The organism is Idiomarina sp., assembly GCF_048260185.1.
Taxonomy (GTDB): Bacteria; Pseudomonadota; Gammaproteobacteria; order Enterobacterales; family Alteromonadaceae; genus Idiomarina.
The window spans coordinates 248,565-261,553 of record NZ_JBLXHB010000005.1; the positions used below are offsets into that span (position 1 = coordinate 248,565).

9 protein-coding genes are annotated in these 12,989 nt (G+C 49.8%); 7 read left to right on the forward strand and 2 right to left on the reverse strand.

Annotated features, from left to right (window positions below; all coding sequences use genetic code 11):
* The first annotated feature begins 56 nt into the window (after nucleotides 1-56).
* From ACN0RF_RS12265 to ACN0RF_RS12275, 3 genes are all read left to right on the forward strand, one after another.
* On the forward strand, nucleotides 57-1,340 hold the full coding sequence (locus ACN0RF_RS12265) for an amidohydrolase (RefSeq protein ID WP_417439236.1): 1,284 nt from the start codon (nucleotides 57-59) through the stop codon (nucleotides 1,338-1,340).
* Nucleotide 1,341: 1 nt separating this feature from the next.
* Entirely contained in the window at nucleotides 1,342-2,709 is a 1,368-nt protein-coding gene (mltF, locus tag ACN0RF_RS12270) for a membrane-bound lytic murein transglycosylase MltF (protein WP_417439237.1), read from the forward strand.
* Nucleotides 2,710-2,806: 97 nt separating this feature from the next.
* Nucleotides 2,807-5,380, forward strand: coding sequence for a zinc-dependent metalloprotease family protein (locus ACN0RF_RS12275; protein WP_417439238.1), 2,574 nt, complete (start codon nucleotides 2,807-2,809; stop codon nucleotides 5,378-5,380).
* Between the two features lie 56 nt (nucleotides 5,381-5,436).
* On the opposite strand, the gene rfaH is transcribed toward ACN0RF_RS12275, so the two are convergent.
* Nucleotides 5,437-5,934 carry a transcription/translation regulatory transformer protein RfaH gene (rfaH, locus tag ACN0RF_RS12280; protein ID WP_417439239.1) on the reverse strand — a complete coding sequence of 166 codons (498 nt, stop codon included), beginning with the start codon at nucleotides 5,932-5,934 and terminating at the stop codon, nucleotides 5,437-5,439.
* Nucleotides 5,935-6,084: 150 nt separating this feature from the next.
* Between rfaH and ACN0RF_RS12285 the strand changes: the two genes are divergently transcribed.
* The 4 genes from ACN0RF_RS12285 to ACN0RF_RS12300 all read left to right on the forward strand — a co-directional run bounded on the left by ACN0RF_RS12285 (nucleotide 6,085) and on the right by ACN0RF_RS12300 (nucleotide 12,103).
* Nucleotides 6,085-6,222: a hypothetical protein gene (locus ACN0RF_RS12285; RefSeq protein ID WP_404398488.1), complete on the forward strand. Its 138-nt coding sequence runs from the start codon at nucleotides 6,085-6,087 to the stop codon at nucleotides 6,220-6,222.
* A gap of 98 nt (nucleotides 6,223-6,320) precedes the next feature.
* Nucleotides 6,321-10,208 carry a phosphoribosylformylglycinamidine synthase gene (gene purL / locus ACN0RF_RS12290; protein WP_417439240.1) on the forward strand — a complete coding sequence of 1,296 codons (3,888 nt, stop codon included), beginning with the start codon at nucleotides 6,321-6,323 and terminating at the stop codon, nucleotides 10,206-10,208.
* Between the two features lie 379 nt (nucleotides 10,209-10,587).
* On the forward strand, nucleotides 10,588-10,863 hold the full coding sequence (locus ACN0RF_RS12295) for a helix-turn-helix domain-containing protein (protein WP_417439241.1): 276 nt from the start codon (nucleotides 10,588-10,590) through the stop codon (nucleotides 10,861-10,863).
* Complete coding sequence (locus ACN0RF_RS12300) at nucleotides 10,856-12,103, forward strand: type II toxin-antitoxin system HipA family toxin (protein WP_417439242.1); 1,248 nt, start codon at nucleotides 10,856-10,858, stop codon at nucleotides 12,101-12,103. Before ACN0RF_RS12295 ends, ACN0RF_RS12300 begins: the two co-directional genes overlap by 8 nt.
* Nucleotides 12,104-12,195: 92 nt before the next feature.
* Here the strand turns inward: ACN0RF_RS12300 and ACN0RF_RS12305 are convergent, their stop codons facing one another.
* A complete protein-coding gene (locus ACN0RF_RS12305) occupies nucleotides 12,196-12,945 on the reverse strand; it encodes a 3',5'-cyclic-nucleotide phosphodiesterase (RefSeq protein WP_417439243.1) in 750 nt (249 codons plus the stop codon).
* Nucleotides 12,946-12,989 lie beyond the last annotated feature (44 nt).

Here is a 12,989-nt window from a genome sequence, read left to right on the forward strand (position 1 = left end):
GCGCAGGATATTACCCAGTACCAGAATAACAATCCGCACTTATGCAGGAGAGAACAATGAAAAAGCTCATTATTAGCTTAATGCTGGCCAGTAGCTTTGGCTACAGCGCTCAGGCTGCTGCTCAGCAGTCACCGGTAAAAGTCAGCAGTGACTTAGAAGCTCAGGTCATTGAATGGCGTCGTCATATTCATGCCAACCCTGAATTGAGTAACCGCGAATTTGAAACCGCAAAAATGGTAGCTGAGCATTTGCGCTCTCTGGGCATGGAAGTGGAAACCGGTGTGGCGCATACCGGTGTTGTGGGTATGCTAAAAGGCGGTAAGCCAGGCCCAACCATAGCGCTACGTGCGGATATGGACGCATTGCCTGTTACTGAACAGACCGATGTGCCTTTTAAGTCGACGGTAAAATCAGAGTATCGTGGTAAAGAAGTGGGTGTAATGCACGCCTGCGGACACGATACTCACGTTGCTATGTTAATGGGGGCGGCAGAAAAGTTAGCCGAAATGAAGGATGAACTGGCCGGTAACGTTATGTTTATCTTCCAGCCAGCTGAAGAAGGCGCGCCTGAAGGCGAAGAGGGCGGCGCTGAGTTAATGCTTGAAGAAGGCTTGTTTGCCGACAATAAGCCAGAAAAAGTCTTTGGTATTCATGTCTGGGCAGGTTTTCCTACAGGTCATGTTGGCTATCGTAAAGGCCCGCTGATGGCGTCTTCTGACCAGTTTGAGATTAAGGTAAAAGGTAAGCAAGCGCACGGTTCTACGCCATGGGCTGGTGTTGACCCTATTGTGACCTCAGCACAAATTATTAATAACGCACAGACCATTATTAGTCGTCAGACGAATATCACCAAAGCTCCGGCGGTTTTGTCCTTCGGTATTGTGGAAGGCGGTGTGCGTAATAATATTATTCCTGATGAAGTTACTTTAATTGGTACCATTCGCAACTTTGACATGGATATTCGTTCGGATATTCACGCTAAATTGAAGCACACAGCCGAGAAAACGGCTGAGGCGAACGGTGCAGAAGCCCATGTGCATGTCGATTTAGGCTATCCGGTAACCAGTAATGATGCTGACTTGATTGAGCAGATGCTGCCGGTAACAAGAGCGGTAGCTGGCGCTGATAAAGTACAGGAAGTGCCTTTAGTGACTGGAGCTGAAGACTTCTCTTACTATGCGCTGGAAGTACCGGGAATGTTTGTCTTTTTAGGGGTTACCCCACCGGAGCGCGATATGTCAGAAGAACCGAGTAACCACTCGCCGCATTTCTATGCCGACGAAGACGCACTGAAAACCGGTACTGAACTCTATGTGAATTGGGCTCTGGAATCTCTCTAATATGCCGAAGTCTGCAGTATCGCTGTTTGCTATTTTACTGCTGGCCGCTAGTGTAATAACGGCCTGCAGTCCTCAAACCCGCCCCGATGCCATGTCCGTAGTTCAGGAACGTCAGGTATTGCGGGTGGGAACTTTGATAAACCCAACCAGTTATTATTTTGATCATGACCGTGAGCAGGGCTTCGAATACGACCTGGCGAAACGCTTTGCCGATCGCTTAGGTGTGGAGCTGGAGATGGTGCCGCGCTTTGACGTGAACGACTTGTTCACCATGTTGCGTCGCGGTGAGGTTGATATTGTTGCGGCGGGTCTGGACCGAACCTCGACGCGCGCTCAGCTATTCCGCTTTAGTCCGCCTTACGACATTATTAGCCAGAAGGTGGTTTTCAAGCAGGGCTCACGGCAGCGCCCGCGAGACTTGCAGCAGATTACTGACGGCGAAATCGTGGTGGTGGAAGGCAGCTCTCATCATGAGTTTTTGAAAAGCCTGGGTGACAGTATTCCGACACTAAAGTGGCGCGCGACCCGCGATCACGACGCGGTCGAGCTGCTGCAGATGGTGATTAGCGACGAGGTCGATTACACCATTACCGACAGTACCGCATTAGATATTCAACGGCGGTTTCACCCCGACTTAAGTGTGGCTTTTACGGTAAAGCATGATCAGGATATTGCCTGGGCTTTACCGCAGGGCACGGACGATTCTTTGTTTTCCGCGGTTATTGAGTATTTTGGCGAAATTCGCTCCAGCGGACGCCTGGCTCATATTAAAGAGCAGCATTTTGGTCACGTAAAACAATTTAATTATGTAACGACCAGTTTGTTTATAGAAGCGGTAGAGCGTGTCCTGCCTGTTTATATAGAAACTTTTAAAGAGCACTCAGGGTCGCTTGACTGGCGTTTACTGGCCGCTATTTCTTATCAGGAATCGTTGTGGAACCCGCGGGCGGTTTCTCCTACTGGGGTGCGCGGCATGATGATGCTGACGTTGCCTACAGCCAAAGCTATGGGGGTTAAGAGCCGCTTGAATGCCGAACAAAGTATTCGTGGCGGTGCGCGCTATCTGGAGCGCATGCTGAATAGGGTGCCGGCAAGAATTCCGCAACCGGACAGAACCTGGTTTGCGTTAGCTGCGTATAATATAGGATTCGGTCATTTAGAAGACGCGCGAATTCTAACCGAACACCAGGGAGGAAACCCGGACCGCTGGGTGGATGTGAAAAAGCGCCTGCCATTGCTGAGACAAAAGCAGTTCTACCGTCATACTCGCTATGGTTTCGCACGAGGCGATGAGCCAGTGACCTATGTCGGTAACATTCGCCGTTTTTACGACACATTGAAATATTTAGATGAACAAGGGCGGCTGTAGCCTGTTCCGTACGACGTAGCCTGACATTTATGTCAGGTGGGGTATCGTTCCTGACGTGAACGTCAGGCTACGAAAGCCATAAAATTAGGTGTTTAAAATGAAAAAGACAGTCGCCGCAGTGCTAATAGTTTTAGCGCCGGTATTTGCCTTAGCACAAAGCCTGGGCGACAAAATTGAGTTATCTGTAAACAACCAGCTTATTGAAGCGACTCTGGCTGAGCGCTTGTCGTCGGAAAACAGTTACCGGCTCACTTATGAAGACCGCAATGGCGACACTCAGCATTTAGGTTTTTTGCATAAGCGTGGTAATAACCAACTTATTTCAATTACGCACCCTGATGTTGGTGAAGTGGAAATTCGTCGTGTCGATGGTAAAACTTATATTAATCAGACAAACCGAACTCCATCAGAGCCGTTAAAACCTAAGAGCCGCACAGAACCACAACAGCTGGAAAAGCAGTTTCAGCTAGCTCCGGCTACGCGTAAAGCGGCACTAACCAAAGCTAACAACGCTCAAATAACCTCTCAGGTGACTCAGTTCGATAACAGTATTGACGTGTTGTTTCTGTACGACAAAGAGTTACTGGGATACGCCGATGACGAAGGCTACGATTTGGCTTTAAGCATTGAAGCAGCGGTGAGCACAAGTAACTCAATTTTTGAGCGCTCACAATTACCCGTCGAAATGTCAGTTGCCGGTCTGGACTTTTTTAATCCTGAATCTACTACAAACTTTCCAACAGAAGACCCTAACGCGATTATTGATGAACTGGTTGATGATCAGCGGGTTCGTCGGTTGATGGATCGCTATCAGGCCGATGTGGTTCACTTTATTGGCGCTGAAAACCCCACTGTTTGCGGCCTGGCTTTTGTTGCCACTGACTTTAATGTCAGCGATAACTTAGTGAACTTTGTGAGCGGCGCCGCGGGTGCAGGGTACACCGCGTTGTCCTGTACGGGCACGGGAACCGTTGCGCATGAGGTTGGGCATAACTTCGGACTCAATCATGATCGCTACACATTAGCTGATAATTCGAGTGGCGGTGGTGGTGATCAAGAAGATTACCATATTCCTTACGGCTTTATTGAAGATAGCGGACGTTTTTATACGACGATGTCTTACGGTGGCGTCTGCCGGAGTGAATTTGGTAGTGGTGCCGCCTGTCGGGATGAAGCTGTCTACTCCAGCCCCGATATAGTAGATAGTGACTCTGGACTGCCAATGGGTAAAGCCGCGTCCGAAATAGATGCAGCAGATGCCAGCACGGCGGCTCAACGCAGTAGTGTGGTCTGGGCCAATAACGCGTCACGCACTAATGTGAATGCTATGGCGGCCAGCCGCACTGGAGACTCAGAGCTAACTTTAAGCTGGCCTACGGTTGGTAACGCCGACCGTTATGCATTAGCTGGTGGTCGCTGCGAACAGTATGAGTCTGTCAGTCGTGAAGCACTTTTGGACTTACAAAGCTTTAGTGTGAACTCGGTTGCTTTAAGCGGAATACCTAACGGCTCAACCGATATCTGCATTATTGCGATAGAGGAGTTGAGCAACGGTGCCGCGCGTTGGCGTTTTGTCAGTAATAGTAGCTTTAACGGTAATTTCTCAAATACCGGGACAAATTATTTGCTACTGGATAGCAATGTGATAGGTCTGGTAGAGGCCGGAGACCAGGCCAGCTTTACCATTGAGCTGTCTGATGCCGATACCAGTAACCAGTCATTGCAGATGGCGGTTCCAACAACGGCCAGTGGCACTTCGGTGAGTCAGGAAGTAGGCATAGCAACTGCCGAACAGTGGTTTGACTGGGTTGTCAGTGGTAATGGTAGCACTCGTATGATGACGGTAACTTTAAAGACCGATATTGAAGAGATTGCGGCGAGCCTGGATAAAGACAATATTTATAATCCTTTTCACTGGCACCTAAAAGTGGTGAATACCGACTTTAATGATTTCAATATTTCCAGCGGACTGTGGAATGACCCTTCCGATATGGTTGGCTCGCGCCCGCAGGCTTTTTTAAGTTCCGGTGATACGGTTGGCGAACTGGAGGAGCTTGATACTCAACTGAGCCTGTTTAATGTCAGTAATGATGTGGCTGTGTCAGTGGTTAATTTAGACGATGACCTGATTAGTGACTTTAGCTTTAACGAGGTGAGTGGCGCTGTTGATGGTGAACGGCGCTTTGCTATAGAAGGAACGGCCGGAGTTGTTGGTTCGGAGCAGACCGCGATACTAAGAGTTGATTTCAGTGACGGTAGTGACAGCCTGAGAGTTGCGTTAACGGTTGAACCCAGGGCTATTGCCCCGACCATAACTGGTTTTATGGCAACAGGAACAACGGAAGGACAAACGGTTCGCCTGTCAGCAACAGTGACTGATGCCGATTTGAATCTTGCCCCGGGTAGCTTGCGGTTATTCAGGGTAATGGAGAGCAGCGAAGAGGAAGTAACCGGGTTTAGTTTTAATGATGGTTCATTTAGTGCCTCATTAGGGCAACTTTCGGCGGGAACTTATCAGTACCGGTTAAGCGTAAGTGACACCGAGGGTAATATGGAATCGGCAACGGCTCGCTTCACTGTTGCCGCTGCGGATTCTGGCAGCAGCGGCGGCCATGCCGGCTGGCTGGTGGTGCTGGTCGCCCTGGCCTTAGGGCTGCGCCGACGCTGCTGATCACGTAGCCTGACATTTATGTCAGGTGAGATGCCGTCCCTGACGTAAACGTCAGGCTACTGAAATTGCAGTTCTTTGTAGCTGAAATTGGCTTTGACTTCTTTTTGCATCCATTCCAGCATAACGAAGCAGCGCGATTCACCGTCCAGTTTCACAATTTTAGCAAGGAACCCACGGAATGGACCTTGCTGAATTTCTACCGTGTCGCCTATTTGAGGTGCCTGTTCATCGGTCAGTTGGTCAACTCCTCGCATTTGGTCAATCCAGCTTTGCGGTACCTTCGGAATGTTGTCGCCAAAACGCAGAACACCAGCGACACCATAGGTGCTGCGCAACTTGTAAAACTGCTCAATAATGTCATCGGGTTTCACGAACACATAGCCCGGGAACATAGGTTCAACCACTGAGGTACGCACACCCCGACGAACCTTTTTTACGGTTAACTCGGGCGCGAAAACACCGAATCCCTGATTCTCCAGGTTCAGTATGGCGCGTTCTTCCTGCTTAGGCTTGGTCCGTACTATGTACCAAACGTCAGATTCGAGTTCATTCATAACAGGTCCTTTTGTGCGTCGGCGGGCGATCTTTCCACATTAGTCTAAGTTACGCAAATTAGGCTGGTAAGTCAGCATAAAATCGTTGCCAACAGCCAGTATGACACGGTAAGCTGATTAAGCATTTAAACGCAATAAAGGCCTAAGTCTATGCAAGCCAACCGCCTCAGACGTGAAAACAACTCTCGCCGCCGCGCCGTTATTCGTAAACGTAAACAACGTATTATTGAGCGCCGCGAAAAGTGGTTTCGCATAGTGAATCGCGAAGGTTCCCCGAAAATCGAGTAGCCTGACGTTTACGTCAGGTTCGATATTGTACCTGACATGAATGTCAGGCTACTGTATAATCTGCCAGCAAAAATCGCCCAGCTTTGGAGACCTTGCTTGTGGAAATCTACCGCGGTGCACCTGCCTTATCAGCCTTCAAAACAACGAAGCAACTTGAACAATTGAAACAGGCAGGAATTCCTGTCACAGAGCTTTATGCCGAGTATCAGCACTTTGTTGACTTGCATAATGAACTTAGCGACGAACACCGTTCCGTATTGGTGCAACTACTGAAGTACGGCCCCGAAATGCCGGCACATGAGCCTCAAGGTGCTCTGGTACTGGTAACCCCTCGCATTGGAACAATTTCCCCCTGGGCCTCTAAAGCCACTGACATTGCCCACAACTGTGGCTTGAAAAGTATCCATCGTGTTGAGCGTGGTGTGGCTTTTTATTTGCAGGGTGATTTGTCGGCAGAAGAACTGAAGCAGGCCGCGCTACTATTGCATGATCGTATGACCGAGAGTGTTTTGTACGACATGAACGACGCGCAGCAGCTATTCCGCTCACAGGAACCGCAGCCATTGTCTTCGGTAGACATTCTGGCAGGCGGTCGTGAAGCACTGGCACAGGCGAATATCAGTTTAGGTCTGGCACTGGCCGACGACGAAATTGATTATCTGGTAGATAATTTCCGCAAACTAGACCGTAACCCGAATGACATTGAGCTTTATATGTTTGCCCAGGCAAACTCTGAGCACTGTCGTCATAAAATTTTTAACGCCGACTGGACCATAGACGGCGCGGAACAGCCTAAGTCGCTGTTCAAAATGATTAAAAACACCTTTGAAACCACACCGGACTACGTGTTGTCGGCTTACAAAGACAATGCCGCCGTTATGGAAGGCCATGAAGCCGGGCGTTTCTACCCACAACCGGACAGCATGAGCTATGGCTACAGCCACGAGCCGGTGCATATCTTAATGAAGGTGGAAACGCATAACCACCCAACGGCTATTTCTCCTTACCCGGGTGCGGCAACCGGCTCGGGCGGTGAAATTCGCGACGAAGGCGCTACCGGTGTTGGTTCTAAACCTAAAGCTGGTTTGGTGGGTTTCAGCGTTTCTAACCTGAACATTCCAGGTTTTAAGCAACCATGGGAAGAGAACTACGGCAAACCAGCGCGTATTGTTTCTGCGCTGGATATTATGCTGGAAGGCCCATTAGGCGGCGCAGCTTTTAATAATGAATTTGGTCGTCCTGCGCTGACCGGTTATTTTCGTACCTACGAGCAGACAGTCGACAGCCACAATGGGCGCGAGACCCGTGGTTACCATAAGCCAATTATGATTGCCGGTGGTTTAGGCAATATTCGTGAAGCCCATGTGCAAAAAGGTGATATTCCGGTTGGTGCTAAGCTGGTTGTACTAGGTGGTCCGGCAATGAACATTGGCTTAGGTGGCGGCGCGGCTTCTTCTATGGCGTCGGGTGAGTCAACCGAAGATTTAGATTTTGCTTCAGTGCAACGTGAAAACCCGGAAATGGAACGCCGTTGTCAGGAAGTGATTGACCGCTGCTGGCAGCTAGGCGCAGATAACCCCATTGCCTTTATTCACGACGTGGGCGCTGGTGGTTTGTCGAATGCCATGCCCGAGCTGGTGAGTGATGGTGGTCGTGGTGGCCGCTTTGAATTGCGCGAGATACCAAACGATGAACCCGGCATGACACCGCTGGAAATTTGGTGCAACGAGTCGCAGGAACGCTACGTTATTGCCATTGCTCCGGAGAACATGGCGCGTTTTGAAGCCTTGTGTGAGCGCGAGCGTGCAGAGTACGCCGTTATTGGTGAAGCGACTGAAGAGCTGACTATTTTACTGAACGATGCCAAGTTCTCGAATCAGCCAATTGATTTGTCACTGGACGTATTGCTAGGCAAACCGCCGAAAATGCACCGTGACGTGGCCCGCTTGCAGGCCGAAGGTACGCCATTGCATCTGGAAGCGGTTGACTTGAATGACGCCGCTGATCGCTTATTGCGATTACCGGCTATTGCTGAGAAAACCTTCTTAATTACCATTGGTGACCGCAGTGTTACTGGCCTGGTTGCCCGTGACCAAATGGTTGGCCCGTGGCAGATACCGGTGGCTGACGTTGCGGTAACCGCGTCCAGCTATGACAGCTACCACGGCGAAGCAATGGCCATGGGCGAGCGTACGCCGCTGGCGTTACTGAACTTTGGTGCCTCGGCACGCATGGCAGTAGCAGAGTCTCTGACTAATATTGCCGCTGCTGATATTGGCGACTTAAAACGCATTAAATTATCGGCTAACTGGATGTGCGCAGCGGGTCATCCGGGTGAAGACGCTGGTTTGTATGAGGCCGTTAAAGCCGTCGGTGAAGAGTTGTGTCCGGAACTGGGTATCACTATTCCCGTGGGCAAAGATTCGATGTCGATGAAAACTCAGTGGCAGGAAGACGGCGAAGACAAAGCTGTGACCGCGCCAATGAGCTTGGTGATTACGGCGTTTGGCCGGGTGAATGACATTCGTGCGACGTTGACGCCGCAATTGCGTTCCGACAAAGGCCAGTCGCACCTGGTATTAATTGACTTAGGTAAAGGTCAGAACCGTTTAGGTGGCTCTGCACTGGCGCAGGTGTACCAGCAACTGGGGCAACACACACCAGATTTAGACGACGCTCAAGCTTTTAAAGCCTTTTTTAATACCACACAGCAGCTAGTAACCGAAGGGCGTTTGCTGGCCTACCACGACCGCTCCGACGGCGGCTTATTCACTACCGTAGCGGAAATGGCCTTTGCCGGAAACTGTGGTGCGAAAGTAGCACTGGACGAATTAGGCGAAGACAATTTAGCGGCTCTGTTTAACGAAGAGCTGGGTGCGGTAATTCAGGTAAGTGATGAGCAGTATCAGAAAGTGATGGACGCTTATAAAGCAGTTGGTTTGGGCGACTGTGTTAAACGCATTGGTGAACCCACGCATGAAGATGCCATTGTCTTTACCCGCGACGGGCACGATGTATTAGCACAGAGCCGCACGCACTGGCGTACGGTATGGGCGGAAACTACGCACCACATGCAACGTCTGCGTGATAACCCTGTGTGTGCTGACGAAGAATTTCGTTTGAAACAACGTGCGGACAACCCGGGTTTGCAGGCGGACTTAACTTTTGACCCTTCTGAAGACGTTGCAGCGCCTTATATTGCCAAAGGCGTGGCGCCAAAAGTCGCCATTCTGCGTGAGCAGGGCGTGAACTCGCACTACGAAATGGCAGCCGCTTTTGACCGTGCTGGTTTTGAAGCGGTGGATGTTCACATGAGCGATATTTTAGCTGGTCGTGTGTCGTTAGAAGACATGCAGGCACTGGCTGCTTGTGGTGGCTTCTCTTACGGTGACGTATTAGGTGCCGGTGAGGGCTGGGCTAAGTCGATTTTATTTAATGACCGTGCGCGCCAGCAGTTTGAAGCTTTCTTTAAGCGTAACGATACGCTGGCGCTGGGAGTGTGTAACGGCTGTCAGATGTTATCCACGCTGAAGCAGCTGATTCCGGGAACCGAGCACTGGCCTCGTTTTGTAACTAACCGCAGCGAGCGTTTTGAAGCGCGCTTTAGTCTGGTGGAAGTGCAGGAATCTAAGTCGATTTTCTTAGGTGACATGGCGGGTTCGCGTATGCCAATTGCGGTGTCTCATGGTGAAGGCCGTGCGGAGTTTGCCAACCCTCAGCAGCAATCGCAGTTAGAGCAAAGTGGTCAGGTTGCGCTGCGTTACATTGATAACTGGGGCGAAGTAGCTGAGCAGTATCCGGCGAACCCGAACGGTTCACCTAAGGGCATTACTGCAGTAACCAGTGACGATGGTCGTGTGACCGCAATGATGCCGCACCCTGAGCGTGTGTTCCGTACCGTTGCTAACAGCTGGCATCCTGACGAGTGGGGCGAAGACAGCCCATGGATGCGCATGTTCCGCAACGCCCGTAAGCACCTCGGGTAACGCGCCCGGCGCAAACCGCAATTCGGCTAACCGGCTGGGTTGCGGGATGTAGCCTGACGTTTACGTCAGGAACGATATCCCACCTGACATAAATGTCAGGCTACTGCTTACGGAGGCGCTACGAGTTCATCCCTGAAGGCTAGACGAAGGCCATCCATGGCCTTCGACACTCCTACAGCAGAAAGCCCACGGGTTTGATGCCTCTTGCAGCTCGCGCCGCACACCTCATCAATAGTCCCTGCAACCGTTGGGCGCTCGCTATCCTGCTATCCAGGATATCTCGCCTGATATGAAAATCAGATAAGGAATAGCGCTAGCTCAAGGGGGCTGCTACAATAGTGACAATTGCTACTTAAAAGACGCTTAAATTGTTACTATTATGACGCTTAACCTAAACACGGCATACGATACTCAACTTGATCTTAAAGAGCATATCCAGCAGCTGCGAAAAGCACAAAAGCTGTCGGTTGAAGCTTTGTCTGAAAAATCAGGTGTGCCCTACGGGACAATTCGCAAGTTTGAGCGCACAGGAAACATCTCTTTACGTCAGTTTTTAATGCTGGTCGAAGCTTTGGGTGAACTCAACCAACTCAGGGAATTTCTGGAGCAGGAAAAAGTCCCTAAAACCATAGATGAGGTTTTGAAAAATGCTTAATACGCCTCTTCAGGTAATACGAACGTTGTCGGATGGTAAACGGGTGGGTGTTGGCACTCTGGCTGAAAATAAATCGGGTGTTTATTTTCAATATCACAAAGACTATTTAGAGCAACACAAAACATCCTTGTCACCATTCAACCTAAAAGCAACAACTGAGCTTCAAAAAGCCCCACGACAACCTCATTATGGTTTACACGGTGTGTTTGCGGATAGCCTGCCTGACGGTTGGGGGCTTTATCTCATGGACAGAGTGTTTCGAATAAATGGCTATAACCCACAGAAAATATCGGCATTAGAGCGTCTGGCTGTTATTGGTTCGGACTGTTTAGGAGCGCTTTCTTATGAGCCGAAAACTCCCTTAAGGGAAGGTAGCAGTGATGATATTGCCTTACGGAGGTTGGGTCAGGAAGCGATAAAAGAGTTTGAAGGTACTGAAACGGATCTTATTGAACACCTTCAGGCTGCAGGAGGCTCGGGTGGTGCACGGCCGAAACTAAACGCAACATTGCTAGCCGATGGGCAATACTCAACTGCCCCAAAGGCGAAAGGACAGAAGCTGATTGTGAAGCTCACGTCGGAACGGTTTTTACTAAAGCACGAAGAAAGCCTGGTTGAGTACTTATATTTAACTATGGCTAAAAACGTTGGAATTCAGGTGCCTGAGTTTGAGCTTATCGACGCGGGTAACGGTCAGTTTTGGTTGCAGCAGACGCGGTTTGATTGCTCTGAAAACGGTCGCTACCACATGCTGTCAGCCGCAGGTCTACTTGATGCTTCCTTCCGGGAGCCTTCATTGGATTACGTGGACTTAATTAAGGCTACGCGGCTTATGTGCGGCGTTGATGAAGCGCAAAAACTGGTTAAGCGGGCATTATTTAATTATATGACTGTGAATGAGGATGATCACTCGAAGAATTTTAGTTTCCTTGCTAATGATAAGGACGAATGGCGGTTATCGCCGTGTTACGACATTGTTTATAGTCCGTCTTCTTATGGCGAACATATGACAGCATTTAACGGTAACGGAGCTTGTCCGGATAAAACCGCGTTAGAGCAGATGGCCGGGCAGGCTGGTTTTGCAAACAGTAAGCCGCTTTACCATATGCTGGATGAAATTTATCAACAAATCCGAAACTTCAAAATCGAAGCTAAAGCTCTAGGGGTTTCTGTTGGCCTTATTAAAACTATAGAAAATGATATGTCGGTGCGGGTGCGTAATGTACGCCCAAATGCGTAGCCTGACATTCATGTCAGGTGAGGTATCGTTCCTGACGTAAACGTCAGGCTACGAAATCGCATAGGTCAGGTGACGAAACCGCAAGTATCCGATTACAACACCACCGTATTTTTATGTGGTGGGTTGGCTGCTAAGGTTTTGCGCAGGGCTTTTTCGTTACTGGGTTTTAAGTGGGTTACCCAAAGCTCAGCGGGTTGCTGTTTCAGGCTATTCAGGGCGCTTTGCAGCAGGGTTGGGGTCATGTGCTTGGTTTTTTCTGCAACATGCAGTAACTCGTCGGGAAAGGCGCATTCCAGCATTAGGGTGTCGATGTGGCCTAAGCGGTTAAGCTGTTCGGTCAACTGCTTGCCGGCAATGGTATCGGCGGCGAAAACGAAGTGTTTGCCCTGATTTTTTACGCTGTAGCCCACTGTCGGCACGCTATGCTCTACAGCAAAAGCTTTAATTTCCAGGCCATCCAGCTTGATGCTCTGACCCGGGTGAATTTCTTTAAACTGCAATATCGCTTCAGGCCCTTCGGTCATGCTGCTGAGCTCAGGCCAGATATCGCCGTTAAAAATGTTATTCTTCAGCTTTTCCAGAGTGTGAGCCTGTGCGTAAACCGTAACAGGTAAGTGCTCACTTCCGTATTGGTTGCTTAAAAATGTGGGCAAAGCGGCAATGTGGTCCATATGCGAGTGGGTAAGAAATACATGCCTAACCTGGTGCATTTGCGCGAGACTGAGTTGATTCAGGCCGGTGCCGGCGTCAATCAGAATGTTATGATTGAGCTGAATGCAGGTGGAACCGCCTTTATTGTCGCCACTGAGTCCGCCGCTGCAGCCAAGCACTTGAATATTCACAATCTGTTCCCATCTTGGTTTACACTGTAGTGAAAGATTATCAC